Raw genomic sequence first — 26,888 nt, 5'->3', positions numbered from 1 at the left:
CCGCGACAGCCGCCCTGAAGGCGGCGTCCCGGAAAACACTACAGAGCACTGCTCTGTGCCGTCTCCAGCGCAGGGGCCTGGAACCCGCCGCCCAGCGCTGCCATCAACGAAACCGAACTGTCGATGTGCTTGCTGTTGAGGAAGGCCAGGCGCATTTCGTCCTGAATCAATTGTTGCTCGATATTCAGGGCATCGAGGAACGTGTCCTCCCCGGCCTTGTAGCGCGACTGCGACAGATCGTAAGACGACTGCGCAATCGAACAGGCATCGCGCTGCACGACAATCTGCTGCTCGAAAGAACGCAGCTGCGTCACCGAAATCGCCACCTCATGCAGCGCCGAATTCAACACCCGGTTGTATTGGGCAATCGAACTGTCGAGTTCAGCGTTGCCGGCCTTCAGATCCGAGCGCAGACGCCCCGCATCGAAGATCGGCAGCGACACCGTCGGCGCCACGTTCCAGAACTTGCTGACCCCGGCGAACATCGCATCACCGATCAAGGCATGGGAACCCGCCGCCGCCACCAGGTTGATGTTCGGGTAGAACGTGGTCTTCACCGCCTCGACGTTCTTGCTCTCGGCCTCCACCCGCCAGCGCGCCGCAACGATGTCCGGACGACGGCCGAGCAACTGGGCCGGCAACTGCGCCGGCAATGCCACCACGCTGGCCTGCAGATTCGATGGCCGCTCAAGCGTGTGCGCACGATCGACGCCCTTGCCGATCAGCGCCGACAATTGCAGCCGAGCGATTTCGATGTCTTCGTTGGCGCCGATCAGGGTCGATTCCGAACGCGCCTTGAGACTCTGCACCTGCTTGAGTTGCGACAGGTTGTCGAGACCCGAGCCGTAGCGCGAATTCGTCAGTTCCACCAGTTTGCTCAAGCGTTCGAGATCACGCTGGTTCAGCTCCGACACCTGCCAGGCGTACGCCAATTGGTTGTAGGCCTTGGCCACGTTGACCGCCAGAATCAGCCGCGACGATTGCAGATCGACTTCTGCCGCCCTCGCACTGTTGAGCGCCGATTCCCAGGCGGCACGCTGGCCGCCCCAGAGGTCGAAGGTGTAGCTGAAGTTCACCGCCAGATTGCGTGCGGTGAAGTACTTTTCACCCTCGCCGCTGTAGTCCTCGAAGCGCGACAGCCGGCCGCGAGTGACACCCGCCGACGCGTCCATTTCCGGGTAACGCTCGGCATCGCGCAGATCGAGAAATGCATTGGCCTTGGCGACCCGGGCAGCGACTTCCTGCAAATCCGGGTTGCTGGCATACGCCTCTTCGATCAACGCGCCCAGACGTGAATCGCCCAGCGACGTCCACCAGTCCGCACGGGGCCATTGGGCCGGTGGCAGCTTGTCTTTCAGGCTGTCGGACGGCGCATCGCCGACCGCCAGCAATTTGCCCTGATGATCGATCCCGGCGTAGTTCACACAACCCGCCGCCAACAGGATGGACGCCGCCAGGGGCGCCAGCATCAAACGTGTAATCGAATACATGTCACGTCCTCACAGGATGGGTTGCGGCACACCGGCCGGTTCGGCTTCGGGTGCGTGGCTCGGCTGCTTGATCGAACTGAGCAGCGTGTACACCGAAGGCAGAATGAACAGGGTGAACAAGGTGCCGATCAGCATCCCCACCACAATCACCAGGCCCAGGCCGAAGCGGCTGTTGGCGCCGGCACCGCTGGCGAACAACAGCGGCGCGAGGCCGACCACCATGGCAGCGGTGGTCATCAGGATCGGCCGCAGACGCACCTGCGCGGCGTGCTGAATGGCTTGCACGCGGTCCATGCCTTGCTGGCGCTGCAACTCGTTGGCGAACGCGACCATCAGGATCCCGTGCTTACTGATCAGACCGATCAGCGTGATCAGGCCGATCTGGGTGTAGATGTTCATCGAAGTCATGCCCAGCGCCAGCGGCACCAAAGCCCCGCAGATCGACAGCGGCACGCTGATCAGAATGATGAACGGGTCGCGGAAGCTCTCGTACTGCACGCTCAACACCAGATAGATGATCACCAGGGCCAGGCCGAAGGTGAACGCCAGGCTGTTGCCTTCCTGCACGTATTGGCGGGCGTCGGACTGCCAGTCGAAACTGAAGCCGGCCGGGAAGTTTTCCGATTGTTTCTGCAGGAAGCCCACCGCATCACCCAAGGTCACGCCCGGCGCCGGAATGGCCTGGAACGTGGCGGAGTTCTGCTGGTTGAACTGGGTCAGGCGATTCGGCTCGACCTTCACGCTGAGAGTGGCCAGCGTCGACAGCGGCACCGGATTGCCCTTCTGGTCTTTCACGTAATACAGCTTCAGGGTTTCCGGAGTCAGGCGATCTGCCGACACCGACTGCGGGATCACGTCATAAGAGCGACCGTGGAACGAGAACCGGTTGACGTACTTCTCGCCGATCAGGCTGTTGAGCGTCTCGCCGATGTCCTGCATGCGGATGCCCAAGGCGTTGGCCTTGGCCCGGTCAACCTGGATTTCTACCACCGGGTTGTTGAAGTCCAGATCACTGTCGACCACCGCGAACAGACCGCTGGCCTGAGCCGCTTTCTTGAGCTGGTCCATCTCGTTGTACAGCGCCAGATAGTCCTGATCGCTGCGGATCACCATCTGCACCGGCAGACCACCGGTGGAACCCGGCAACGGCGGCATCTGGAACACGAAAATGCTCGTGCCTTCGATCTGGTTCACCCGCGCCTGCAAGTCAGGCTGGATGGTGTTGGCATCGCGGCCGCGTTTTTCCCAGTCCACCAGGTTGATCCCGCCGACGCTGTTGGACAGACCGTCGGAACCGTTCGCCACCCAGTTGCTATAACCCTCGGGGATTTCGTTGAAGGTTTTGTAGAGTTCGTGGGCGTAGGCTTCCAGGTAATTCAGGTTGGCGTGCTGCGGCGCCTTGATCGCGGTCAGCAGGATGTTCTGGTCTTCCAGCGGCGCCAGTTCAGTCTGCGCCGAGCGATAGAGGAACGGCAGGCTGAAGAAAATCACCAGCGCCACACTCAGGCTGATCCAGCGCCGTGCCAGCGAACCGCCGAGCAACGCGCCATAACGACGGGACAGGTACTGGAAGAAACGATCCGCCTTGACCGCCATGAAGCCTTCGCTGGTTTTCGCGTCCAGCAGACGGGTGCTCATGATCGGCGACAGGGTCAGGGCGACGATGCCGGAAATCACCACGGCGCCGGCCAGGGTCAGCGCGAACTCCTTGAACAGCGTGCCGGTGAGGCCGCCCATCAGACCGATCGGCGCGTACACCGCCGCCAGGGTAAAGGTCATCGCCACCACCGGCCCGGCCACTTCACGGGCGCCGATCAATGCAGCGTCGAACGGTGTCTTGCCCTCTTCGATGTGACGGTGAACGTTTTCCACCACAACGATGGCGTCGTCCACCACCAACCCGATGGCGAGCACCATGGCAAGCAAGGTCAGCAGGTTGAGGCTGAAACCGAACATCTGCATCAGCATCGCCGCGCCGAGCATCGAAAGCGGAATGGTCACCAGCGGAATCAGCACGGTGCGGAACGTACCCAGGCACAGGTAAATCACCAGCACCACAATCACCAGCGCTTCGAGCAGGGTGTAGCTCACCTCGTCGATCGACGACTGAATGAAGTGCGCCACTTCGAACGGGATCTGCACGGTCACGCCCGGTGGCAGGGTTTCCTGGATCTGCGGAAGCAATTCACGCACGCGTTTGACGATGACCAGCGGGTTGCCGGTCGGTGCCGCGTCCAGACCGAGAAACAGTGCCGGTACGTCGCTCATTGCACCGCTGGTGTCGGTGGAGGCTGCGTTCAGTTCCACGGTGCCGACGTCACGCACACGGATGATGTGGCCGTTGTCGTTGCGCAGCACCATGTCGCGGAAATCTTCGACGCTGTTCAGGTCAGTGTTGACCCGCAGGTTGCTGACCACGTACAGGCCTTTGACCTGGCCTGGTGCGGCCTGGAAGTTGTTGCCTTCGATGGCCGCCGAAACGTCCTGCCCGGTCATGCCATAACCGGCCAGACGCTGCGGATCGAGCCACAGGCGCATGGACAGTTTCTGCTCGCCCATGATGTTGATTTTGGCCACGCCTTCGATACCGGCGAACATCGGCTCGACGACGCGGGAGATGTAATCCGACATCTCCGGAATGGTCAGGTTGGAACTGGCGAACGCGACGTAGGCCACGCTGGTGAAGCCGCCGGAAGTACGTTCAACCACCGGGTCGTAAGCGTCCTTCGGCAAGCGGTATTTGATCTGGTTGACCTTGGCCATGACCTCGGTCAGCGCCGCGATGGAGTCACTGTTGAGCGCCATGCGGATCGTCACCTGGCTGCGCCCCTGGGTCGAGGCCGACGACAGATAGTCGATGCCTTCGACCGAGGCCACGGCCTGGCTGATCGGTTGTGTAACGAAGCCTTGCATCAGTTCCGAAGAAGCGCCGGGATACTGGGTGGTGACCGTGATGGTCGACGTTTCCAGCATCGGGTACTGGCGGATCGGCAGGTTCATCAGCGCACGCACCCCGAACAGCAGGATCAGCGTGCTGACCACCACGGCCAGCACCGGGCGGCGAAGAAAGAGGTCGGTGAAATTCATTTTTCCAGCCCACTGAGTTTAAGAGCAATCGTGTCCGGCACGCCTTCCACCGCCACGCCGTCGTGGAGCTTGAGCTGACCGGAAGTCACCACTTGCACACCTTCGATCAAGCCCTTGTCGACCACCGCCCAGCCGTTGCGACGCTCGCCGACCTTGATGCTTTCACGCTTGACCTTCTGCACGCCGGCCTCGTCGGTGTAGACCGAGAACACGCTCTCGCCGTAGGCGTTGTAGGTGATCGCGGTTTCCGGAATCAGCAGTTCGGCGGTCTGCGGCAGGGTCACCGAGACCCGTGCATACATGCCGGGACGCAGGCGTTTTTGTGTGTCGGTGATGACCGCTTGAACGTTGATGGTGTGGGACTGGTTGATCTGCGGATCGACCGCGACGATCTTGCCGGCGAAGGTCGCATCACCCCAGGCATCGACCTTGGCCTGTACGGTCTGGCCCAGTTGCACCTGGGAGCCATCGCGCTCGGCCAGGGTGAAGTTGACGCGCAGCAGGCCCGGATCGGTCAGAGTCGCCACCGCGCTGCCGGCTTGCAGGTACTGGCCCAGATGCGCCTGGCGAATGCCGAGGGTGCCGGCAAACGGCGCACGAATGTGCCGTTGGGCGATCTGTGCCTGCATGCGTTCCATGTCGCCCTTGGCCGCGTCGTATTGAGCGCGGGCACTGTCAAAGGCACGACGGCTTTCGGCACCGGTCTTGGCCAGCTCCTGGACACGGGCAAACTGCGCCTTGGCCGATTCGTACTCGCCTTTCAGGCGAACCAGCTCACCTTGCTCCGGTGCGTCGTTGAGCTTGAGCAGCACCTGCCCCGCCTTCACTTCATCACCGGACTCGAAATCGATGTCCACCACTTTGCCGCTGACTTCGGCCGACACCAGCACCTGACGCTGCGCCTCGAGTTTGCCGATGGCTTCGAGGTAGTAGGTGTACGGTTGTTTCTTGACCACCGCCAGACCGACCCGAGTGCTGGGAATCCGTTGCTCGGCCGCGGCCGGTTGCGGAGACCAGAAACGCCAGCCCAGCGCGGCGGACAGCACCACGACCAGAATAATAAAAACCAGCGACTTAATAATATTTCGAGCAAGCATGTGGCACTCCCTTGACTCTTTACTGCGAGCACAAAAGTTTGAGATTTAAGAAAATAAAGGTGCAACTTGAAACGGGCGCGTTATTGATCCCTGTGAACACTCACTTATAACGCGCCCGCTTTTTTATTTATCCGCTATTACGCCGCGGCCAGTACGTTGGTTTTATCCAGGTAATACTTGCCGATACCGTGCAAGTTCAAAGGCGACAGGGTGAAGTGCTTCGAACCGGTATGAATATCGCGGAAGCAACGTTCCAGGAAGTGCGACTTGTAGACGGCTTTGGAACCGGCCATCGAGTAGATCTGGTTGACTGCATTGACCGAATTTTCAGTCAGCACCGACGCTGCCAGACCGACGCGGGCGCTGACCGGTTCGCCGATGGTTTCACCGCGATTGATCACCTGATGGATGGCATCTTCCAGCAGCAACTGTGCGGTGTGTACCGACGAGATGGCGCGACCGGTCTTCTCGAAGATCACCCCTTCCAGACCTGGGTCGGTGTTGACCGCACGGTCGTTGCGGAAGTGATCCACCGCCGCCCGGGCCACGCCCAGCACGGTGGACATCGCCGCCAAAGTGCCGAACTCGTAGTAACCGGTGGCGTAGGCCCGGGAGCTGCGCGCTTCGGGGGATTTCTTCAGGGTTTCGACGTCCAGCGAGTACGACTTGTGGACGATGACGTTGGAGCACTGGAAGTGATGGCTGCCGGTGCCGCGCATGCCCAGGGTGTCCCAGGTCGGCAGAATGGTGCACTGGCTGGCGGGGACGAAGAACATCCGCACTTCCGGGGTGGTGTTGTTTTCGGTGCCCTTGACGGTGGCGGTGCAGACCAGCCAGTCGGCGTGGGCCGAACCGCTGGCGAACGCCCATTTGCCGCTCAGCAGGTAATCGTCACCCATTGGCAGCGCTTCGCCACCGGAGTGGATGGCGCCGATCACGAAACCGTCGCAGTGGTTGTAGATCGCTTCGGAAGTGGCTTCCGGCAGGTAGTCCGACAGGCGCCCCATCGCCACTTGTACCGCCAGTTGCCAGGACAGAGAGGCGTCGTGCCGGGCAAACTCCAGCACCAGCGCGGAAGTGGTCTGGATATCGACCTGGGAGCCGCCGAACGCCCGGGAGACCGACGTACGGCCAAAACCGTCCTTGAAGAATCGGGACATCACATCCTTGTGAGTCGCATTTGTCTGCTCGCTGTACTCGCGGTGCTGAACAATCAGCGGATTCAGTGCACGCACCTTCTCGAGCCATTCATTGGATTCGGAGGGAAGGCTGTTCCATTGCATTAGATTTTTCATAACGGCTCCTAGCTATTATTTATTTACGATCAGCAGACGAAAAAACAGACAAACTTTTATTGTTGTAAACCCCGATAAAAATGTACGTCTACAGTCGTACATTTGACAAGCATTATTCTCAGACTTCTTTCACTTTTCAGTGAAAGGCAAATAACTGTCCGACAATAATTAACAGCGCAAGATGCCACCCGAACTTGCAAAGCAAGTTACGGCGTTTAAATCCGATTGATTACTTCACGCCGGCACGCCGGTCACTGACCCGCGACAACGAGGCCCAGTCCTGATCAGCCTGGCCATGGGCCATGCCGTCCAGCAAGTTGTCCTTCAACACACTGGCAAACGGCAGCGGTACCTGGGCAGCCTCCCCGGCCTCCAGCACCAGACGGACGTCCTTCAATCCCAACGACAATTTGAAGCCTGCCGGCTCGAATGTGTCATCGGCCATCTGCTTGCCGTAACCCTGATAGACCGGAACGGGGAACAACGTCGAGGTGATCATGTCGATGAATGCCGCACGGCTGATGCCGTAGCCACCGGCCAGGGTCGAGGCTTCGGCCAGGGATTCGATCGCCGAAGCGACCATCAGGTTGGCCGACAGTTTGGCGGCGCACGCCACGTCGGCGGCTTCACCGAAGTGCCAGGTCTTGCGTCCCAGCACATCGAACAGCGGCTGCACCCGGGCCAGTGCTTCGGCAGGCCCGGAGGCGAGGATATTCAGATTGCCGGCGGCCGCCACATCGACTCGCCCCAGTACCGGAGCCGAGACGTAATCGACGCCACGGGATTCATGCAGTGCCGACAGCTCCCGGGCCAGTGCCACGGAAACAGTGGACATGTTGATGTGAACGCTACCGGCCTGAAGTCCTTCCAGCGCCCCGGAATCGAGAAACACCGAGCGGATCGCCGAGTCATCGCCGAGCATCGAAATCAGCACCTCGGCCTGCGCAGCCAACGCGGGTGTATCAACAGGTTCGGCGCCAGCCCTGGCCAGTTCCGCCAGCGGTGCCGACGAGCGATTCCACACGCGGACCCGATGCCCGGCCTTCAGCAGGTTCAGCACCATCGGCGCACCCATCGTGCCCAAGCCGATAAATCCCAGTTCCATGTCGCGCTCCTCTCTCGATGAGGTCTTCAAATCCGTTTGTAAAATGACCCACGATTGCGATTGTACGTGTACAGGCGTACATTTCAAGTGCCGCGTTGATTCATTCTTCGCGGCAAGGGTTTCAAACGTACCTTTACCCAAGGCAAGGAGGCTTTATGCAATTCGGGATCTACACCGTTGGCGACGTCACACAGGACCCTACCAACGCCCGTACCCCCAGTGAATCCGAGCGCATCCAGGCCACCCTGCAAATTGCGCAGAAGGCCGAAGACATCGGACTGGACGTGTTCGCCACCGGCGAGCACCACAATCCCCCGTTCATCACCTCCTCTCCCACCACGCTGCTGGCCTACATCGCAGCGAAAACGCAGCGCATCATTCTCTCGACGTCCACTACGCTGATCAGCACCAACGACCCGGTGCGCCTGGCCGAAGAGTATTCGCTGCTGCAAAACCTCTGCGGCGGACGCATGGACCTGATGCTCGGCCGTGGCAACACCGCGCCGGTCTATCCCTGGTTCGGCAAGAGCATCGCCGACGCCCTGCCTCTGGCGATGGAAAACTATCGCCTGCTGCATCGGCTCTGGCGCGAGGAAGACATCAACTGGAGCGGGCGCTTTCGCACACCGCTGAACCACTTCACGTCGATCCCGCGACCGCTGGACGACCTGCCGCCCTTCGTCTGGCACGGCTCGATCCGCACACCGGAAATCGCCGAGCAGGCGGCCTATTACGGCGACGGATTTTTCGCCAGCCACATCCTCTGGCCCCGGGAACATTTCATGGCGCTGGTCGAGTTCTACCGCACGCGGTTTGCCCATTACGGACACGGCACGCCGGAGCAGGCGATCGTCGGCCTCGGCGGGCACATCTTCATGCGTCGCAACTCCCAGGATGCACGTCGGGAGTTCCGTCCTTACTTCGATAACGCGCCGGTGTACGGCCACGGTCCATCCCTGGAAGAGTTCATGGAAATGACCCCGCTGGCCGTGGGCAGCCCTCAGGAAATCATCGACAAGACCCTGACCTTCCGCGAGCACTTCGGCGATTACCAGCGCCAGTTGTTCCTGTTCGACCACGGCGGTATTCCGCTGAAGACGGTGCTGGAACAACTCGACATGTTCGGCAAGGAAGTGTTGCCGGTGCTGCGTGAAGAAACCCGCAAACGCCGCTCGCCGCTGGCGGCCGAAGCGCCGACTCACGCCAATCGCCTGGCGCGTTTGCAATCCGTATCGGCCGAACCGAGCTCCACGGTCAAAGCTGCCCAACTCGACAGCGTGACCGGCCACTGAACCTGTGGGAGCGGGCTTGCTCGCGAAGGGGGCGTCACATTCAACAACATCGTTGACTGAAAGACCGCTTTCGCGAGCAAGCCCGCTCCCACATTGATCTCGCAACGGTCAAGCAGCGCCTTTCAGCGGGCGCTGCGCGTCCATCGAAACCACCACATCATCGTTGATCAGCCGCGCCAGATACTGACCGTATCCGGTCTTGCTCATGCTGCCCGCGTGCACCAGCAATTGCGCGTCGTCGATCCAGCCTTTGTTATAGGCGATCTCTTCGAGGCAGGCGATTTTCAAACCCTGGCGTTTCTCGATGGCCTGCACGAAGTTGCCGGCTTCCATCAACGCATCGTGGGTGCCGGTGTCCAGCCAGGCCATTCCGCGGCCCATCACCGACACGTTCAGCTTGCCGCGTTGCAGGTAGACATTGTTGACGTCGGTAATCTCCAGTTCACCACGCGGCGACGGCTTGATGTCGGCGGCAATCTGCAGCACTTCGTTGTCGTAGAAATACAGACCGGTAACCGCGTAGTTGGACTTCGGATCGCTCGGTTTTTCGCAAATGCTCAAGGCCTTGCCGGCAGCATCGAATTCCACCACGCCAAAGCGCTCGGGATCGGCCACGTAGTAGCCGAACACTGTGGCGCCCTCATCGCGAGACGCGGCTTGCAGCAGGGTTTCACCAAAACCGGCGCCGTAGAAAATGTTGTCGCCGAGTACCAGACACACGTTGTCTTCACCGACGAACTCACGACCGATGATGAACGCCTGAGCGAGGCCGTCCGGGCTCGGTTGCACCGCGTAACTCAGGCTCAGGCCCAACTGGCTGCCGTCGCCGAGCATGCGCTGGAAGCCCGGCAGGTCTTCCGGGGTGGAGATGATCAGGATCTCGCGGATTTCCGCCAGCATCAGCACCGACAGCGGGTAATAGATCATCGGTTTGTCATACACCGGCAGCGACTGTTTCGAGACGCCCAGAGTGATCGGGTGCAGACGCGAACCGGCGCCGCCAGCCAGCAGAATTCCTTTGTACTTGGCCATGCTTTTTTCCTTTCAAGCAGTGAGTTTTGAATGACTGAGAGTTCAGGCCACGAGGGCTTCGTTGCGTTGCTCGCCGAGGCGCTCCAGCGCGTAGGCACCGGACATCACCCGCACCCACCAGGCGCGGTTATCCAGATACCAGTCGACGGTTTTCTTCATGCCGCTTTCGAAGGTTTCCTGTGGTGTCCAGCCCAGCGTCGCGTGGATTTTCCCGGCATCGACGGCATAGCGTTTGTCGTGGCCCGGACGATCCTTGACGAAGGTGATCAGGTCGCGGAAGTGCGCGATGCCTGCCGGTTTTTCCGCACCGCGCGCTTCGAGCAGATCGCACAGGGTTTGCACGACTTCCAGGTTGGTTTTCTCGTTGTGGCCGCCGATGTTGTAGGTCTGCCCTACTTCGCCGCGGGTCACCACCGCATACAGGGCACGGGCGTGATCTTCAACGAACAGCCAGTCGCGGATCTGCGCGCCATCGCCGTACACCGGCAACGGCTTGCCTTGCAGCGCATTGAGAATGACGTGAGGAATCAGTTTTTCCGGGAAGTGATAAGGCCCGTAATTGTTCGAGCAGTTACTCATCACTACCGGCAAGCCATACGTGCGATGCCAGGCGCGAACCAGATGATCTGAGCCGGCCTTGGTCGCCGAATACGGCGAGCTTGGCGCATACGGCGTGCGCTCGGTGAACGCCGGATCTTCGGGTTCCAGGTCGCCATAAACTTCATCGGTGGAAATGTGATGGAAACGGAACGCCGCCTGACGCGCCGCGTCCAGCCGGTTCCAGTAACCACGTGCGGCTTCGAGCATCGTGTAGGTGCCGACGATGTTGGTTTCGATGAAGGCTTGCGGGCCATCGATCGAGCGGTCCACGTGGGACTCGGCGGCCAGGTGCATCACCGCATCCGGTTGAAGGCGAGCAAACAGCTCATCCAGCGCCGGCTTGTCACAGATGTCTACCTGACAGAACCGATAACGCGGCGAGTCGGACACATCGGCCAGCGACTCGAGATTGCCGGCGTAGGTCAGCTTGTCGACGTTGATCACTTCGCATTCGGTCTCTTCGATCAGAAACCGCACCACGGCCGAGCCAATGAAGCCCGCGCCCCCTGTCACTAAAATTTTCATCAGCGCCTCCCCTGGCAAAATGATGATTTAACGTCCTTCGATGCTATGTGCAGGTCAGTTCAACAACGCGACCCAGTATTGCGACAGCCCTTGTTCGAGAATCAGCAGCGTCTGGATGCAGACGAAGCTTTCATCGGTGGTCGCCGAGGTCGCGTTGAGCGGGCCGAAACCACCGTCCTGCTTCTGATGGGAAGCGATCCAGTCTTTCGATTCCTGCAAATACGTTGGCTGCGCATCGAGCAGATACATCGCCGCAATGGCCATGTAAGTGCCCACCAGACTGACCGCTTTGCCCGGCCGGTAATGGAACGATCCGTTGGCCAGTTGCAGCTTTTGCAGCCAGGCGACGGTCTGTTCGGCATCGACGATGCGTCGGTTGAGAATGAACAGCGTCGACACCACGCGGTACACCGAAAAGGCGTCCGGCGGATACCCGGGCTTGTTGGCGAAACCGCCATCGGCCGAGCGGCAGCGCAGGGCAAAAGCCATCACGCCCTGCTCGTCCGGGGCCTTGGCTTCGAGCGCATGCAGCGACAGCACCGCCAGGTTGGTGTGCCAGATGTCCGAGCCGAAACCCGGCACATCACCGAACCCGCCATCGGGGTTCTGACACGCTTGCAGGTAACGCACGCAACCGCCGATATCGTTCGGCAACGCGCCCAGCACTCGCAGTGACAACACCGCGCAGTAGGTGGCGAACACATCGCTCAGATGCCCCGGCTGCTCGGCGAATCCGCCGTCGGTGTTTTGCGAGGCCCTGATGCAGTCGATCAGGCTGGCCTTGTTTTCGATTTGCAGACCCAGAGCATGCAAGTCCGAGATCACGTGCAACCCGGAAAACACCTGCCAGGTCTTGTCGGCACGAAAACCCAGTGGCGCGGTTTCGGCGGTCAGCCCGTACGGCGTTTCGTTCGACGCCCGAGCCTTGGCCAGCCACGCCAGATAACGCTGCAGATCCACATTGATGGTCGGCACACCGTTCGGGTGAATGCGCTGCACATCGCCACCGCCATCGATCACTTGCAGTTCACGGTTTACCAACGCCGCATCGTCATGATGAGCAACAGCAGCGGCCGGCTCGATGGACTGTAAGGCGTGGGCGGCGGCGAGCTGGGTTTTCAGGCTCTTCAAGTGCAGCGGCAGGTACGTCAGGTTGCCGATGCTGAAGATCCCCGGCTGACGCGGCGGCGCCCAGAACTGCCGAATGAACGGCACGGTCGGGTCATCGGGTGTCGACCAGAAATAGCCCTTGCCCATGAACAGCCCGCCATTGCGAGTGTCATGAAACTCCAGCAAGGCTGCCGTCACCGAAGCGCGGTCAGCGTCACTCGCGCCAGACGGCAAGGCCTGGATCGCCTGCAACAGCAGCGCCACGTCGTAGGCGGTCTTGATCGGGAATGGCGACTCGTGATTTTTGTATGAGGTGTGCCAGTCGCAACGCACTTTGCCGTTGATGCCCACCCGGTCCCAATACCCGCCGTAGGCCGGATCGCGGAACAGCGACAGGGTTTGCAGCAGAAACGAACGGGCCAGATTCGACAGCGCGTTGTCGTCCCGCACATCGGCCAGACGCGCCAGCACCAGGCTGACCTGAGCGCGCACGGCGCAGCGGGTCAGGGACACATCGACACAGGATGCACTGTCACTGCCGGCCACGCGGCCGATCAGATTTTCTGCGTGAATCTGCAAGTGCCCGACCAGTCCCAGACCCAACGGCTCATTGCCGATACGCGCCAGCAAAGCCGTGGCGCTGATGTCGAGATCGATCGAAGTGGCCAGCTCCAGCGGCGTCGACCAGTCGCTGCTGTACAGGCCGGCAACCGTGGAACGGGCGTAAAGCGCTTCGACCTTTTCCAGCAGACCGTGGATCGCGGCATTGTTCGCCGCGTCCTGCGGCACTCGACGCTGATAGGCAATCAGCGCAGCCAATGCGTCCAGTTGCAGCGCCAGTGTGCGGCAACGTCCCGAACCGTGGGGCGTCCAGTAGCGGTCAGCGAGCTCGTGAAAACCGGCGTTCGGCGCATCGTACAAACGCATCAGCCCGTCGTGGGCGAAACGCAGTTGACCATCGTCGCCGTGGTCAGCCTGGTAGAGCGTCGCCGCGACCTGATCCTGCAACTGCTTGTCAGTGGAAATCGCGACTTCGCCACCGGCATCGGTGACAGCAAAAAAACCGCCGTACTCAATGTCCTTGAGGCCTTGATCAAATACAAACTGCGGATGCAGCGGCATGGTGAATCCCTCTTCCTTGAGGTTAGGCAGCTTTGCTTTCGGTCAGCGACACAACGCTGCCCTGGCACAACTCGATGATGCGCGTCGCGGCGCGGGCGGCACCTTCGCCGTCCGGCGCGGCCACCTGACGATGAGGCGCGTAATAGGCAGAAGCGCGTGTGTCTTTATCCAGCTCGCCCTGAATCAACTCGACGATAGCGTCGCGATCGTGACCCAGATGCGTCGGGAAACCGAGCAGCTCCAGGCGGCGCAGCGCTTCGAGTTCGTGATACTCGGATTTGGACGGCAGCACGAACAGGGTCGGAATCTGCAACGCGGCGATTTCCGTCACGGTGATCCAGCCCGGCGCCGAAATCAGCAGACTCGCTTCGCGCAGCAGGCCCATCCAGTCCGGGTAGTACGGCACGCAAACCACGCCGTCCTGGGCCTGGATATCCTGACGGCCGAGCAGTACCAATTTCAGTTCCGGGTTGCGCTCGCGCAGGACCTTGAAGCTGTCGAGGTAGGCGGCGAGCAGTGCATCCTTGTTCTGTGCAAACATCGTGGTGCCGCTGATCGAGGCAACAACGAACGGCGCATCACCCAGGTTCAATTGCTCACGAACGTTCAAACCGCTTTGGACGTTGATGTCGCGGATCATCGGCCCGACAAAATGCGCCTTGCCACTGTTCAGTGCTTCGGCGACCGGTGTGCCTTGATCAAGGGAAGCCACGTACGGCTTGTCGGTCAGCACCAGTTGGCTCTGATTGATCATCCAGTTGAACTGGCTGTGCAGCGCGGTACGGGCCCGGGCCATTTCCAGCGCGTTGACTTCGAAGCCGCCGTCGGCCAGGTCGTGGTCTTCAAGCTGGCAGAGCGTGAAGTCATAACGCTCGGTCACGAACACCAGCGGCGTGCCGCTGAAAATCGCGGCCAGGCAGGCGGCCATGTTGTAGTCGGACACCAGAGCGGTCGGCTTGTACTCGGCAATCAAAGCCAGGTAAGACAGAATTCGCTCACCGGACAAGAAGGTATTGGCGATATAACCGCCGATGTAATTATTCCAGTCGAGTTCTTTCGACAAGTTGCTCTTTTTCGAGTAATCGACCAGACGACCGGCAATATCCACCACTTCAACGCCGGACTTTTCGAACATTGGTGTAAAGGTCGGCTGCAAAGAAGCCAGTGCCACGGTCAACGGCATATCCGGACGTTGCTTTTTAATCGCCTGAGCGATCGAAAGCGCGCGCATGTTGTGGCCTGAACCGGTCGGATTGGGGGCAAATAAAATCATTCTTGAATCTCCATTAGTTGAACAACGCCATGAACCACAGTGTTTTCCAATACATCCCTTATCACCACTGAGTACGGCTTTATAACTGCACCGTCACCGATACTCAGTGGACCTACCAAGATGGCGCCCTCGCCAATGACACAACGACTTCCAATGCGCACAGGTGCCTCCTCCCAGGGCAGTGAGCGGAACGAATGATCATGAGTAGACGCAACAATCGTGACGCCTTCGGCCAGCTCGCTGAAGGCACCGATGCTCACGCCACCGGCAGCTTCGATAACCACGCCTGGAGCCAGTCGGGCACCGGTGCCCAGTTCAATGCCGCCCAGTTGCGACATGCCGCCCTGGCGGTTGCTGCGCCCGATCAGAATGCAGTCCCGGGCAATTTCCACCGAGGCACCGCCGCGCAATTCGGCATCGATCAAGGCCTCGTCGCTGATGTCCCAGGTTGCGGTGTCAGGGTTCAACACCTTGAGCCGCGGCACTGACTGCGTGGACCGATCGAGCATCGACGGCAAGCCCTGGCGCGCCCGCTCCCGGACTTTGGCCAGCACCGGCGCCGGGCTCGGCAGGCCGTCCTCGACCACCGTGCGCTGGGCGATGACCCGTGCTGGACGACCGACCACGATGGCATCGGCCGGTACATCGGCGGTCACCAGCGCCCCGGCAGCCACCACCGCTCCCGCGCCGATGGAAACGCCAGCGGCAACGGTCGCTTTGGCGCCCAGCCAGACGTTTTCGGCAATGTGTACCGGTGATTGCGCGGTGCCCAGGCACTTCGCGCCGGTGGCCAGCATGCTGGACGCGCCGATGGAGGTGAACTGCAAATCACACTTGAATCCGATGAAACAATCATCGGCGACCCGAACGTTTTGCAGGCGGCTGCCAGCACGAATCCAGACATGCCGGCCCAACTCACTCGCGTTATCCACGATCGTCGAAACTTCAACTACATTTATGTCGTCCACAATAAAGCCTCATTCCATTGATGCCGGGCACATAAAAATCCGATAGGCGTGCGTATCCCGCAGATATAATTCCGCCGATGCACAAATAATAATTAACTGCTTATTTAAGGCTTCAACTCAAAGCACGCATGACATTGCGTCTGCGCCACTTGTTAACTGATTGTTCCATTAAATACCCGCCTTTTATAAAAGACGGATAAATGTGCACGCCTGTGCCAAAAGCCAAGTCAGTTTTGTGAGAAGAAAAGCCGATTCAAGTCTGTCCGTGACTCTGGTGTAGCTCCATTAGGGTGGGATTGTCCTTTAGTACGAATGTTATAGTACAGACGATTTTGTTTTGCAATAGGTGTCCGAATGGTTATCTCGTTTTAGTCTAAAAATTGATTGAACTTTTACGGTGCATGCTTGTATTAAAACCGTCATATATGCACAGCATTGGTGCAATGCCCGGTTTTTCAGGGCTTTCCTCGCTCAGCGCTAACAGGCATCTGGAGGTCGAACCCAGACATTCCAGGCTCGCTTGCCAACGTTAGGGTGGCGACTCAAACTGCCTTTGGCCTGGAGCCGTCATGCCTGCACCTATCACCGTTCTGCGCGACACCCACCCGCTGCCAGTACTCGACGCCTGCAAATGGGAAAAGCTTGAGGGCGACCCGCACACCGTCAACCTCAACGCCTACACCAGCGAAGACGGCAGCAAGATCATGGGCACCTGGATCTGCACGCCGGGCAAGTGGCGGGTGGATTACGTGAAATGGGAGTACTGCCATTTCCAGGAGGGCTACTGCATCATCACCCCGGACGGCCTGGAGCCGATCCATCTGCGTGCCGGCGACATTTTCGTCGTCGAGCCAGGCATGAAGGGCACCTGGGAAGTGGTCGAGACCGTGCGCAAATACTTCGTTTTCGCCTGATACAAAAAAGCCGGGAAACCACCCGACGTGATTTACCGGCAACACCTACTGCATTGGGTTTGCAGACCTGTGGCGAGCACAGGCCTGACGACGATTACTGCGGCTTGCGATAGCTGTTGATGATTGCCGAGAAGTCCTTGCCACCTTCCCCGCGCTGGCTCATCGCCTGATACAACTGCTGCGCCACCGCGCCCAGCACCACAGGCTGATGCGCCTGACGCGCCGCCTCGGTGGCCAGCCCCAGATCCTTGAGCATCAGCTCGGCGCCAAAACCACCGGTGTAACCACGCGAGGCCGGCGCCGTTTCGACGATGCCCGGCCACGGGTTGTACATTTCCGAGCTCCAGCAACGCCCGGTCGAACTGTTGATGATCCCGGCAAGCACACTGGTGTCGATCCCCAATGCATCGCCCAGGGCCATCGCCTCGCTGACGCCAACCATCGAAATGGCGAGCAACAGGTTGTTGCAGATCTTGGCGATCTGCCCGGTGCCGACTTCACCGCAATGCACGATGTTGCGGCCCATTTGCGCCAGCACCGGTTGCAGGGTGGCGAACAGTTCCGGGGTGGCGCCGACCATGAAGGTCAGCGTCCCGGCAGTGGCGCCTCCGGTGCCACCGGACACCGGTGCGTCGGCCATGGCCACGCCTTGTTTGGCAGCGGCCGCTGCCACGTCGCGTGCGGTCTGCGGATCGATGGTGCTGCAATCCACCGCCGGCACGCCTTTGCCGATCCCGGCCAGCACGCCGTCTTCACCGAGCCAGACGCTGCGTACATGCACCGCGGCCGGCAACATGGTGATCACCAGTTCCGCATCCTCTGCGGCTTCGCGAGCCGAGGCGCGGATGGTGCCGCCCAGTTGCTCGAGTTCCGCCAGCACGGTTTTGTTCAGGTCCACCAGATTCAGCGAATGCCCGGCCTTGATCAGGTTGCGCGCCATCGGCGCGCCCATGTTGCCCAGACCGATAAATGCGATTTTCATGGCCATTCCTCAGCGCAGGTTGATGGTGGTGTTCACGCCGTCATTGACGCTGTCGTCATCGAACCAGCGCGCCGTGACCGTTTTGGTCTGGGTGTAGAACTGCACCACTTGCTTGCCGTATGGGCCGAGATCGCCGAGTTTCGAACCACGGGAGCCGGTGAAGCTGAAGAATGGCACCGGCACCGGAATCGGAATGTTGATGCCGACCTGACCAACGTCGATTTCAGTCTGGAATTTACGCGCCGCCGCGCCGCTCTGGGTGAACAGACCCGTGCCGTTGCCGAACGGGTTGGCGTTGACCAGCGCAATGGCCTGATCGAGAGTGTCGACTTCCAGCACCACCAGCACCGGGCCGAAGATTTCCTGGGTGTAGATCTGCATGTCGGTGGTCACGCCCGAGAACAGGGTCGGGCCGACGAAGTTGCCTTTCTCGTAACCCGGCACGCTGATGTCGCGACCGTCCAGCTCCAGTTTGGCGCCTTCCTTGATGCCGCTTTCGATCAGATCGAGAATCCGCGCCTTGGCCTTTTTCGAAATGACCGGGCCGACATCGGTGCCCGGCTCGCTACCCGCGTTGACCTTGAGTTTCTGCGCCAGCGCTTTCAGATCCGGCAGCCACTGCTTGGCCGCGCCCACCAGCACCACAACCGAGGTGGCCATGCAACGCTGACCGGCCGCACCGAAACCGGCGCCGACCAGGGCATTGAGCGCTTGCTCGCGATTGGCGTCCGGCAGTACCACGGCGTGGTTCTTCGCGCCCATCATCGATTGCACGCGTTTGCCGTGTTTACCGGCCAGGTCATAAACGTGGGTGCCGACGGCGGTCGAACCGACGAACGAAATCGCCTTGATGTCCTTGTGGGTGCACAGGCCATCGACCACGTCTTTGCCACCGTGCACGACGTTGAGCACACCCGCCGGGACCCCGGCCTCGATCGCCAGTTCCACCAGCAGCATGGTCGACAGCGGATCCTGTTCGGACGGCTTGAGCACGAAGGTGTTGCCGCAGGCGATGGCCATCGGGAACATCCACAGCGGAATCATTGCCGGGAAGTTGAACGGCGTAATGCCGGCGCAAACGCCGATCGGCTGGCGCAGGGTGTAAGTGTCGACGCCGCCGGCAACGTTTTCGGCGAACTCGCCCATTTGCAGGCTACCGATGGAGCACGCGTGCTCGACCACTTCCAGACCACGGAAAATATCGCCCTCGGCATCGGCAATGGTCTTGCCCTGCTCGGCGCTCAGCACCACGGCGATGCGTTTGGAGTGTTCGCGGATCAGCGCTTGCAGCTTGAGCATGATGCGCATGCGCGCGCCGATCGGGGTCAGCTTCCAGGTCTGGAAGGCGTGCTGGGCGGCACTGACGGCGGCGTCGACTTCAGCAGCGGTGGCGAAAGGGACTTTGGCCAGCACCTGCTGGGTCGCCGGGTTGACGATGTCGTGCCACTCGGTGGTCTGCGACTCGACCCACTCGCCGTCGATCAGCAGCTTGACCTTCTGGATCGTGGTTTCGTTGGGCGTAAGCGATGCGTTCATGCTGGTCTCCAGAACTTGTTTTTATCTTAGGAGCCAAGGCGAAAGGTTCGCCTTGAGATGAGGCGTGTGTCACGAATTGGTTGTCGGACTGTTTTTGGAGTATAGATGTGCAAACTTCTAATAAGAACGCACATATAAGCCCGTCCATCATGCAAAAAAACATCACGTCTTTAGGCTCGCTGAACTGGGATGACCTCAAGTTTTTTCTCGAAGTCGCCCGCACCCGCAAGGCCAGCACCGCGGCCAAACGCCTGGCTGTGGACTACACAACGGTGTCGCGGCGGATCAGTTCGCTGGAAGCGGCGTTGGGCACACTGCTGTTCGAGAAATCCCGCACCAGCGGTTTCGTGCTGACCGCCGAAGGGCAGCGTCTGCTGAGTTACGCCGAGTCGATAGAAAGTACGTTGCACATGGCCTGCGAACAGGTGTCCGGATCCGGCGTCGCGCTGTCCGGGCATGTGCGAATGGGCTGCACCGAAGGTTTCGGCAGCTTCTTCATCACCCCGCAGCTGAGCCATTTCGTCGATGCCTACCCGGCGATCTCGGTGGACATCCTGCCGCTGCCGCACTTCATCAGCCTGTCCAAACGCGAGGCCGATATCGTCATCGCCCTCGAACGCCCGGAACATGGGCCTTACGTGTGCTGCAAACTCTGCGACTACCGCTTGCAGCTGTACGCGACCCAGGAGTACCTGGACAAACACCCGCCGATCCGCCGCCCCGCCGATCTGGGCAAGCATCAATTCATCAGTTACGTGGATGACCTGGCGTTCAGCTCGGAGCTGCTGTATCTGGCGAACGTGGTGCCCGGCGCCAGCGCGAACCTGCGCAGCACCAGCGTGATCGCACAATTCGTGGCGGCGCAGCAGGGGCGCTCGCTGGCAATCCTGCCGTGTTTCCTCGCGGCACAGGATCCACGCCTGTTACCGGTGTTGCCGGAGGAAATCGATATCACCCGGCAGTTCTGGATGTACTGCCGGGAGGATCTTCGCAAGCTCAAGCGGATTACCCTGTTGTGGGATTACATCCGTGAAGTGACCGAGCGCAATCAGGCGCTGTTGATGGGGCAGACCCGGGAGATGGAGTTCGCCGACTGACAGAATTTCAAGGAATCAGGTGGCCGCATCGTAACGAGGTCAGCTGGCCTTTTCCAATGGTTTGTAACAGCGGTTGGTACGCAATTTGTAACTCTTTGACGTCGACATTCATTGACGCACATGCACGCGATAAGGACCCCATGTGGGCACCAATGAAGAGATGCTGAAACGCCAGTGTGATTTTTTATGCGTGAAACTGACGATACGTCGGTACTTGCAAGTGTCTGTCTAACTCATCAAATGCGGGTCATCACTCGCGAGTGAAAAATCGCACACAACCGAATTTGGCTAATTGCTCAACAAAGGTTAGGAGGCGTGAACCGTCTTCACCTTGCACCTTCTTGTTGGTGGCTGTTTCTCCCAACGCTGCTCTTTGGAGAACCACAATAGTGACGACTCCTGCATTGCTGGGAATTAACGTTCCTGATGCTAGGTTTAGCAGTGGGTGACGGTTTCCGTCGCGTACTGACGAACCCCTTTTGCAAATAAAAATCGACCTCCCTTACTAACTAAATCATGATTGATTGCCTCATAAACTTCAAGCGATGCTATGGCTCATGAGGCTGGATGAACGATATGCTAAATGCCTAACAGCCTATCTAAACTTTCTAGCCTGTTAGTGTGCTTAGACTTTAATCGCTTATAGCCCGCGAACAAAGCCTGAAAGTATTTAATGGAGAACCTGCCTTCAAAATGCAAGAGATCATTTAGGATAGGAGTTTTGTAAGTCATGGCAGATGTGGAGAATCTGGCAACTTCCTTCTTTGGATTACTGTAGGTGGCCACCATCCTTTCGTCAAATTCCTTAAACACTTCCGAGTTAGGAAAAACGTACCCTCCGTGCGGCACAACGAACTTAGCGAGATCAAACACACTCGCATCTGGATCTCTGGATGTCGCTGTTAGACCGCGTCGCTCGACATTGATATACGTAAATTGCTGTTTGAAAAATGCAGCCGTGTGCGTAATTCCTACGGCTTTTCTTACTTTAAGCTTACTGAATAGCTTGTCCAATTCAGGGATGAGCAATACTCGCTCTACAAGTTCGGGATTTATCTCAATGAGAAGCTTTATTACATCATCAGATTTCATGTTCTTCCAATATCTTAGTATCAGCGCCTCCTGAATTTCGGGAGCTGCCGCAGATATATGTAGCGCCACAAAATACTCTTGAAAAGAACGGTGCGAAAATGCTACGTCCAACCCATCTTCGGTGAGTAGGCAGGCCGCTGTCAGTAGATCTTGCAAGTATGATTCTGGTGCAAAATCTTTCCCCATGCTTTTCCGACTTTTCTCAATATAGGTTAGGCATGAGATTCTGGACATTTTGAACTCGCGCCTTTCGTAAGTTTGCAGAGAAAACAAACTGAAAACTCTTGAAAAGTCTTGAATATCCAACGTGGTAAGCCGAACTCGGTTGTAGCCTCCTTTGTAAGCATCATGCCGACGAAACAATGCTTCAAATGCCTGATTGTAAAAGATGCTTAATTTTGATGGGATTTCTGAGTTCTCTCCATATGTAAGCAGCATGATCGAGAGCAGGAGAGGGTTTGACAAAAACGATTCATGTTCATTATAGAGCTTATCTCGCAGCGCTTTAACAAATTTTCCTTTTATGTCGAAATCAAAAGGTAGTTTATTGACAAGAGTGATCGCTGTATCGAGGTCCATTGGCATAATATTAAATATAGAGAAAACCTCCAATCCATTGAATGCTTCATCTGGACGTGATGACAGAATTATAGGACACTTGGAATACTTGTCCGATATCTGCTTAATCTCTTTAATTAGCTTCTTTCTTTTATCATGAGTTACTTCGTCATAGCCATCAAAAAAGAAACAAAAGTGTCCGGACTTTTTTGATTTTTCTAAAAAGTTTCCAGCCGTGTTAAATCCGTAGTTTGCTAGAGTGGCTTCGATAAACAAATCTAGGGATGAATCAATTTCGTTTAGATCCCTGAGTTCCACCATGACGGGAACATACCTTTCAGAGTTGATACAGTCTAGAAATAGATGCTTCATCAATATAGACTTGCCGGTTCCGCCGATTCCAGCAACTATAATTCTTTTTGAAAACTCTAAGCAATTGGATATGTTCGGCTCCTTAAGCTCAAGATTATTCGCGTAAACCCCGATAGGCACATAATAATCGTAAAGTGAGGTCGGCTCGTTTCGAATGAAAAATGATTTTGATTTTGAATACTTAGCGATAGTATTTGAAAGATAGTTTCGATAAGCAAGCTTTAGTGCGATACGGAGATCTTCATCTATTCTTTCAAATGAATTCTTGGCGACAGTTATAATTCGATCGTAATTTTTCGCGATAAATCCGGCAACAGCTGCTTCAGCTAACATCGAACGCTCCTAGCGGGCTCAAATCATGCAATACAATGCCACAAAAACAGCTATACCTCCACTTGCAAAAACGGTAGAGGTGCCAAGTTATAGATTTCCAGATCCAGCGCCGCGAGAGATGAGTAACTGTAGGGTTTCATGAAATACTGTCTGGCAATATAATTCAGGACGAATTCCTTGCAACAATGCGGTGTGAGAAAGTGTTTTCAAGCAACAATTTCTCATGTTCACGTTGCCTATTGCGGTTTTTTACGCCGGCTGGACTGGGTAAGTTTGAAAGGCTGAGCTTCTCCGAGGTGACCGCTTGGCGTAATCCGCGTAACAAAAGCTAAATGCGATGTGCCAGCATTCACCACCCCGCTCCAACCCGGTATCCTTCTCTCACCAGCAAATGACATGGATCAGGGGAGTTTTCAGTGTGGCTTTTGGGATTTGTCCTACAGCCAATACCTGAGCTTCCCGGTAACGTCATTCTGCACCAGCTACAAGCTGAAATTCCCCAAGGACGAAAGGAAGTTGAATGTCTGGTTATGTGCCCAACCCACCAAAGGGCTACCGCAATAGCGGTGTTGAGCCTGTAGATATCCATGCCCAGCGTTGGGCTGAATACAAAGACCTCCCCCCAAAAGAAGAAGCCAAGCCAAACCGCTTGGGGTGTGTATTCGCCAAGAGCTGCGATCTTCCAGACGGCGTGATTGACCACAAGAACCCAGCCGGATTTATTCCCGTCGAGAAAGTGAGCAACTACGGCGAGTTTGCCATTCTCGGTGGCAATGAAACGGATGCAGACGGGAACATCCCTCTCAAGAAGATTAGTGGTAGCGCGTTACCCGCTGCACTGGGCAGCCTTCTATTGAGTGGTGGCGCTGCGGCTGCGGGTGCGTCTTGTGGTGGCTTGTGCGCTGCTGGAGCAGCTGTTGCTGGTGGGAGTGCTGCAACGAGTGCAGGAGCTGCGGGGGCGGGGGCTGGAATAGTTACTGCTGGCGTAGTCCTTGGCTCGTTATTGGGAGCTGTAGGACTGATGGTGCCCGGTAATCTCGGAGACAGCAGTTTGTACTCCGAAGACCAACTAAAGGCGCTAAAGGAAGGCCGCACACGGGTTCGGATTCACGTCGAACAGCAGGCAGATGGCACTCTGAAGGGGTACGGGTACAACACCCAAAGCCGCACTGACTGGGAGATGATTCCAGTCGTGCAGTTCGTTGAGCAAGGCTCTCAACAGGTGGCAGATTTTGGTGACGGGGTAACCCTGATCTGGACACCAGCCGTTGACCCCTCCAGCACGTCAGGGATTCCACCGTTAGAGGGTGCACCACAAGCACCGCAGATATGGATTTATCCGCCGACAGAACAAGCGGATAACATCATTGTCAGCCCGCTCTACCCTGATGAATACAAAGACTTCATTCTTGTATTCCCGGCTGACTCTGGTATCTCGCCGCTCTACATCGTTATCAGCGCTCGCCATTCACCAGGTGTCGTGACTGGCAAAGGACAGGACGTATCGGGTATCTGGCTTGCTGGCGCTGGCACAGGGCTCGGTGCCCCAATCCCCACAAGAATCGCAGATCAGTTGCGAGGGCAAAAATTCAAGAGCTTCGATGACTTCAGGGCTGCACTCTGGACGGCCGTAGCCAATGATCCAGAACTTTATGCTCAATTCAAACCTACCAACCAAGGCTGGCTATCCAAGGGAAATTCTCCATTCGTGCCAAAAGCAGAACGCAACGGTAAAAATGGTCGCTACGAGATCCACCATATAGAGCACATCCAACATGGCGGCGCTGTCTACGATGTTGATAACCTCTCCGTAGCCACGCCAAAACGTCACGTTGAAATTCACAGGGAAGACAGGCAGAAACTATGAAAAATACATTCAGTGAATACACAGAAAGCGAGTTCGTAGCCCTGCTACAGCGAATCATTGACCACGATGGCACAGAGCCGGAAGTGGACGAACTGGTGTTCCACTTTGAAGAGGTCAGCGAGCACCCTGCTGGTTCCGACTTGATTTTTTACCCGGAAGACGGCGCCGATGACTCAGCATCCGGTATCACTAAAACTGTGAAGGAATGGCGTGCTGCTCAAGGCTTACCGGGACTCAAGGGCGATTGATTCAGTTTCCTGGGAGAAGGTGTGACAACAAGGGCACTGCTATCGAAGTGGAAGCTAAAAATCCCCGAGGAGAGGCTGCATGAGTATTTATGGTGTCGCAGACTATCTAGCACGAGCCAAGGCATACATTGAGATCGGTGATGAAAATGCACTACGCCATGCATGTCTTGAACTGAGATTCAGCCTGGAAAGCATCGTTTACCAGAGACTCCGCAAGATCGGGGATAAGCTACCAAAGTCGGTATATAAATCATGGCAGCCTCAGAAAGCGCTCAAGCTTCTACTCAGCTTCGAACCACGAGCAGACCAAGATGTAACGCTTGATATCTGTTTGGAAACAGTCGATGGAGCCCCATCCGGGAACTGGAAGCACATCGGCGAATACAAGATGTTTTCCGTGAAATGGTTAAACAAGTCCTATAACAAACTCGGGAAGTTTTTACACCTAACCTCCCTCTCAGAAGACGATAGTCCTCCACAGATCAATGCCGCTGACTTGCAAGAAATATTTGATGAAATTGAAAGGGTATCAACCGCTAGTCTTGTACTAACGATGAACTCAATAACGACAGTGGCCTGTGCAGTGTGTAAGTCGGAGATGTATGTGAGCCTGTCCCAAATTGAGGAGGGCTCAGTGGTTGAGTGCTACAAGGACTCTTGTGGTGCAAAACATAACATAGTGAAGCTTGATGAGGATCGTTTCACGGCGGATCGCATCGGTTTCAAGTCCGTCCCCTGTAATAAATGCGGGAAGGGGTTTTCTATCGAAGACGTTAAGCATGGCGAGCTGAAAGACTGCTGGAACTGCGGTCAGACTCACGTAGTTGGGTGGGGATATAGCACATGGCCAACTCCCGAAAACAGCACCATTGAAGGATGATATTTGGAGAGTCTGTCACTGCCACGTAAAAGACCAGCGGTGACCCATGCTCATTGTGGAAAAGTAAGTCAGTAGCCCGCCCACACCAAAGGACTGTCATCCTGCACGCGGTTAGGGTGATGGTGTGAGCGGGCGAAGGAACTCTACAACAATCTTGCTTGTTTCCAAAACTACCCACCCCCCTATTTTGGGGATCGGATTACACATTCGAATCCGTATGTACAGGTACTGCAATCCGGTTTGGGATGTTGAAGATTGATCGACAGCGCTTAACTGTCAGGGCAATAATTGAGCATGCCTCATGTAAACATTCTGTGAATCCGTAGGAATGGCGTTTGATGGTCGGCGTATAGCTTGAGACTGCGCAGGGTTGCGTGTGGGTTGTTCTAACCGATAGCCATTAACATGCAGCACTCGACTTAATCGTTGCTCACAGAGGACTGTGCGGCTTCTCGCTTACCACTATTCCTTCATGGCACGCTGAACCGTACTCAAGCTCACACCAAGAGCCTTTGCCACCTTACGGAACGATGCGCCCTCTTCTGCCATTGCCTTGCGAATGGCCTCGTCATCCACCGTCTTCACACGCCCTTTATAGACGCCTGCTGCCTTGGCCTTCTGGATTCCTTCTGCTTGGCGCTCACGGATCAATGCACGCTCAAACTGAGCAACACTACCCAGTAAGCCCAACATGAGTTCCTGCATTGGGTTGGCTTCGCCAGTGAAGTGGAGACCTTCCTTATGGAACTGCACCGCCACACCTTTGGCAATCATCCCTTTGACGAGTGAGAGCAGGTCTTCCAGTGATCGAGCCAGGCGGTCGATGCTGTGGACGTGGAGAACATCCCCCTTGCGGATATGGCGAAGCATCGCCTGCAACTCAGGCCGGTCTGTTGTTGCACCAGACACTTTGTCTGTGAACACCTCATCCAACACCACACCATCCAACTGGCGCCCAGTGTTTTGATCAACAGATGAAACCCTGATGTATCCGATGCTTGCCACAATCCACA

20 protein-coding genes are annotated in these 26,888 nt (G+C 57.4%); 6 read left to right on the top strand and 14 right to left on the bottom strand.

Annotated features, from left to right (window positions below; genetic code table 11):
• Positions 1-38 precede the first annotated feature (38 nt).
• The 5 genes from ACW9HX_RS19545 to ACW9HX_RS19525 form a co-directional block, all read right to left on the bottom strand.
• Complete coding sequence (locus ACW9HX_RS19545; protein WP_457381868.1) at positions 39-1,490, bottom strand: efflux transporter outer membrane subunit; 1,452 nt, start codon at positions 1,488-1,490, stop codon at positions 39-41.
• A gap of 9 nt (positions 1,491-1,499) precedes the next feature.
• Positions 1,500-4,577 (bottom strand): MexW/MexI family multidrug efflux RND transporter permease subunit, encoded by a 3,078-nt coding sequence (locus ACW9HX_RS19540; RefSeq protein WP_457381867.1) that lies wholly within the window; start codon positions 4,575-4,577, stop codon positions 1,500-1,502.
• Positions 4,574-5,674 (bottom strand): efflux RND transporter periplasmic adaptor subunit, encoded by a 1,101-nt coding sequence (locus ACW9HX_RS19535; RefSeq protein WP_457381866.1) that lies wholly within the window; start codon positions 5,672-5,674, stop codon positions 4,574-4,576. Before ACW9HX_RS19535 ends, ACW9HX_RS19540 begins: the two co-directional genes overlap by 4 nt.
• A 137-nt stretch (positions 5,675-5,811) precedes the next feature.
• The gene (locus tag ACW9HX_RS19530; protein ID WP_457381865.1) at positions 5,812-6,969 is read right to left on the bottom strand and encodes an oxidoreductase; all 1,158 of its coding nucleotides are present in this window, start codon (positions 6,967-6,969) and stop codon (positions 5,812-5,814) included.
• Between the two features lie 229 nt (positions 6,970-7,198).
• Positions 7,199-8,161: an NAD(P)-dependent oxidoreductase gene (locus ACW9HX_RS19525; protein ID WP_457381864.1), complete on the bottom strand. Its 963-nt coding sequence runs from the start codon at positions 8,159-8,161 to the stop codon at positions 7,199-7,201.
• A gap of 68 nt (positions 8,162-8,229) precedes the next feature.
• Here ACW9HX_RS19525 and ACW9HX_RS19520 point away from each other — a divergent pair, with 68 nt between their 5' ends.
• Positions 8,230-9,366 carry an LLM class flavin-dependent oxidoreductase gene (locus ACW9HX_RS19520; protein ID WP_457381863.1) on the top strand — a complete coding sequence of 379 codons (1,137 nt, stop codon included), beginning with the start codon at positions 8,230-8,232 and terminating at the stop codon, positions 9,364-9,366.
• A 108-nt stretch (positions 9,367-9,474) separates the two neighbouring features.
• Here the strand turns inward: ACW9HX_RS19520 and rfbA are convergent, their stop codons facing one another.
• From rfbA to ACW9HX_RS19495, 5 genes are read right to left on the bottom strand one after another with little or no spacing between them, the layout of a single operon-like run.
• Entirely contained in the window at positions 9,475-10,398 is a 924-nt protein-coding gene (gene rfbA, locus ACW9HX_RS19515; RefSeq protein WP_085734075.1) for a glucose-1-phosphate thymidylyltransferase RfbA, read from the bottom strand.
• A gap of 42 nt (positions 10,399-10,440) precedes the next feature.
• The gene (gene rfbB / locus ACW9HX_RS19510) at positions 10,441-11,523 is read right to left on the bottom strand and encodes a dTDP-glucose 4,6-dehydratase (RefSeq protein ID WP_457381862.1); all 1,083 of its coding nucleotides are present in this window, start codon (positions 11,521-11,523) and stop codon (positions 10,441-10,443) included.
• 54 nt (positions 11,524-11,577) lie between these two features.
• Positions 11,578-13,755: a prenyltransferase/squalene oxidase repeat-containing protein gene (locus ACW9HX_RS19505; RefSeq protein WP_457381861.1), complete on the bottom strand. Its 2,178-nt coding sequence runs from the start codon at positions 13,753-13,755 to the stop codon at positions 11,578-11,580.
• Positions 13,756-13,777: 22 nt separating this feature from the next.
• Positions 13,778-15,028 carry a hypothetical protein gene (locus tag ACW9HX_RS19500; protein WP_457381860.1) on the bottom strand — a complete coding sequence of 417 codons (1,251 nt, stop codon included), beginning with the start codon at positions 15,026-15,028 and terminating at the stop codon, positions 13,778-13,780.
• Positions 15,025-15,996, bottom strand: coding sequence for an acyltransferase (locus tag ACW9HX_RS19495; RefSeq protein ID WP_457381859.1), 972 nt, complete (start codon positions 15,994-15,996; stop codon positions 15,025-15,027). The genes ACW9HX_RS19500 and ACW9HX_RS19495 overlap by 4 nt, the downstream gene beginning before the upstream one ends.
• Positions 15,997-16,565: 569 nt before the next feature.
• Between ACW9HX_RS19495 and ACW9HX_RS19490 the strand changes: the two genes are divergently transcribed.
• Positions 16,566-16,910 carry a cupin domain-containing protein gene (locus tag ACW9HX_RS19490; RefSeq protein ID WP_096818693.1) on the top strand — a complete coding sequence of 115 codons (345 nt, stop codon included), beginning with the start codon at positions 16,566-16,568 and terminating at the stop codon, positions 16,908-16,910.
• A 94-nt stretch (positions 16,911-17,004) separates the two neighbouring features.
• Here the strand turns inward: ACW9HX_RS19490 and mmsB are convergent, their stop codons facing one another.
• Positions 17,005-17,892, bottom strand: coding sequence for a 3-hydroxyisobutyrate dehydrogenase (gene mmsB / locus ACW9HX_RS19485; protein WP_007962098.1), 888 nt, complete (start codon positions 17,890-17,892; stop codon positions 17,005-17,007).
• Between the two features lie 9 nt (positions 17,893-17,901).
• Positions 17,902-19,428 (bottom strand): CoA-acylating methylmalonate-semialdehyde dehydrogenase, encoded by a 1,527-nt coding sequence (locus tag ACW9HX_RS19480; protein ID WP_457381858.1) that lies wholly within the window; start codon positions 19,426-19,428, stop codon positions 17,902-17,904.
• A 149-nt stretch (positions 19,429-19,577) separates the two neighbouring features.
• On the opposite strand from ACW9HX_RS19480, the gene ACW9HX_RS19475 reads away from it, so the two are divergent.
• Positions 19,578-20,525 (top strand): LysR family transcriptional regulator, encoded by a 948-nt coding sequence (locus ACW9HX_RS19475; RefSeq protein WP_457381857.1) that lies wholly within the window; start codon positions 19,578-19,580, stop codon positions 20,523-20,525.
• A gap of 579 nt (positions 20,526-21,104) precedes the next feature.
• On the opposite strand, the gene ACW9HX_RS19470 is transcribed toward ACW9HX_RS19475, so the two are convergent.
• The gene (locus ACW9HX_RS19470; protein ID WP_457381856.1) at positions 21,105-22,880 is read right to left on the bottom strand and encodes an NACHT domain-containing protein; all 1,776 of its coding nucleotides are present in this window, start codon (positions 22,878-22,880) and stop codon (positions 21,105-21,107) included.
• 520 nt (positions 22,881-23,400) lie between these two features.
• Here ACW9HX_RS19470 and ACW9HX_RS19465 point away from each other — a divergent pair.
• The 3 genes from ACW9HX_RS19465 (at position 23,401) to ACW9HX_RS19455 (ending at position 25,875) form a co-directional block, all read left to right on the top strand.
• A complete protein-coding gene (locus tag ACW9HX_RS19465) occupies positions 23,401-24,747 on the top strand; it encodes an S-type pyocin domain-containing protein (RefSeq protein WP_457381855.1) in 1,347 nt (448 codons plus the stop codon).
• On the top strand, positions 24,744-24,995 hold the full coding sequence (locus tag ACW9HX_RS19460; RefSeq protein ID WP_457381854.1) for a bacteriocin immunity protein: 252 nt from the start codon (positions 24,744-24,746) through the stop codon (positions 24,993-24,995). The genes ACW9HX_RS19465 and ACW9HX_RS19460 overlap by 4 nt, the downstream gene beginning before the upstream one ends.
• Positions 24,996-25,074: 79 nt before the next feature.
• The gene (locus ACW9HX_RS19455) at positions 25,075-25,875 is read left to right on the top strand and encodes a hypothetical protein (protein ID WP_457381853.1); all 801 of its coding nucleotides are present in this window, start codon (positions 25,075-25,077) and stop codon (positions 25,873-25,875) included.
• Positions 25,876-26,337: 462 nt separating this feature from the next.
• On the opposite strand, the gene ACW9HX_RS19450 is transcribed toward ACW9HX_RS19455, so the two are convergent.
• Complete coding sequence (locus tag ACW9HX_RS19450) at positions 26,338-26,880, bottom strand: recombinase family protein (RefSeq protein WP_457381883.1); 543 nt, start codon at positions 26,878-26,880, stop codon at positions 26,338-26,340.
• Positions 26,881-26,888 lie beyond the last annotated feature (8 nt).

The organism is Pseudomonas sp. SDO52101_S400 (assembly GCF_054071635.1).
This window is presented reverse-complemented; position numbering and strand designations above follow the sequence as displayed.

Excerpts from the sequence above, each read along its gene's own strand:
- ACW9HX_RS19545 (WP_457381868.1), bottom strand. The coding sequence starts at position 1,490 with ATGTATTCGATTACACGTTTGATGCTGGCGCCCCTGGCGGCGTCCATC.
- ACW9HX_RS19540 (WP_457381867.1), bottom strand. The coding sequence starts at position 4,577 with ATGAATTTCACCGACCTCTTTCTTCGCCGCCCGGTGCTGGCCGTGGTG.
- ACW9HX_RS19535 (WP_457381866.1), bottom strand. The coding sequence starts at position 5,674 with ATGCTTGCTCGAAATATTATTAAGTCGCTGGTTTTTATTATTCTGGTC.
- ACW9HX_RS19530 (WP_457381865.1), bottom strand. The coding sequence starts at position 6,969 with ATGAAAAATCTAATGCAATGGAACAGCCTTCCCTCCGAATCCAATGAA.
- ACW9HX_RS19520 (WP_457381863.1), top strand. The coding sequence starts at position 8,230 with ATGCAATTCGGGATCTACACCGTTGGCGACGTCACACAGGACCCTACC.
- rfbA (WP_085734075.1), bottom strand. The coding sequence starts at position 10,398 with ATGGCCAAGTACAAAGGAATTCTGCTGGCTGGCGGCGCCGGTTCGCGT.
- rfbB (WP_457381862.1), bottom strand. The coding sequence starts at position 11,523 with ATGAAAATTTTAGTGACAGGGGGCGCGGGCTTCATTGGCTCGGCCGTG.
- ACW9HX_RS19505 (WP_457381861.1), bottom strand. The coding sequence starts at position 13,755 with ATGCCGCTGCATCCGCAGTTTGTATTTGATCAAGGCCTCAAGGACATT.
- ACW9HX_RS19500 (WP_457381860.1), bottom strand. The coding sequence starts at position 15,028 with ATGATTTTATTTGCCCCCAATCCGACCGGTTCAGGCCACAACATGCGC.
- ACW9HX_RS19490 (WP_096818693.1), top strand. The coding sequence starts at position 16,566 with ATGCCTGCACCTATCACCGTTCTGCGCGACACCCACCCGCTGCCAGTA.
- mmsB (WP_007962098.1), bottom strand. The coding sequence starts at position 17,892 with ATGAAAATCGCATTTATCGGTCTGGGCAACATGGGCGCGCCGATGGCG.
- ACW9HX_RS19480 (WP_457381858.1), bottom strand. The coding sequence starts at position 19,428 with ATGAACGCATCGCTTACGCCCAACGAAACCACGATCCAGAAGGTCAAG.
- ACW9HX_RS19475 (WP_457381857.1), top strand. The coding sequence starts at position 19,578 with ATGCAAAAAAACATCACGTCTTTAGGCTCGCTGAACTGGGATGACCTC.
- ACW9HX_RS19470 (WP_457381856.1), bottom strand. The coding sequence starts at position 22,880 with ATGTTAGCTGAAGCAGCTGTTGCCGGATTTATCGCGAAAAATTACGAT.
- ACW9HX_RS19465 (WP_457381855.1), top strand. The coding sequence starts at position 23,401 with ATGTCTGGTTATGTGCCCAACCCACCAAAGGGCTACCGCAATAGCGGT.
- ACW9HX_RS19460 (WP_457381854.1), top strand. The coding sequence starts at position 24,744 with ATGAAAAATACATTCAGTGAATACACAGAAAGCGAGTTCGTAGCCCTG.
- ACW9HX_RS19455 (WP_457381853.1), top strand. The coding sequence starts at position 25,075 with ATGAGTATTTATGGTGTCGCAGACTATCTAGCACGAGCCAAGGCATAC.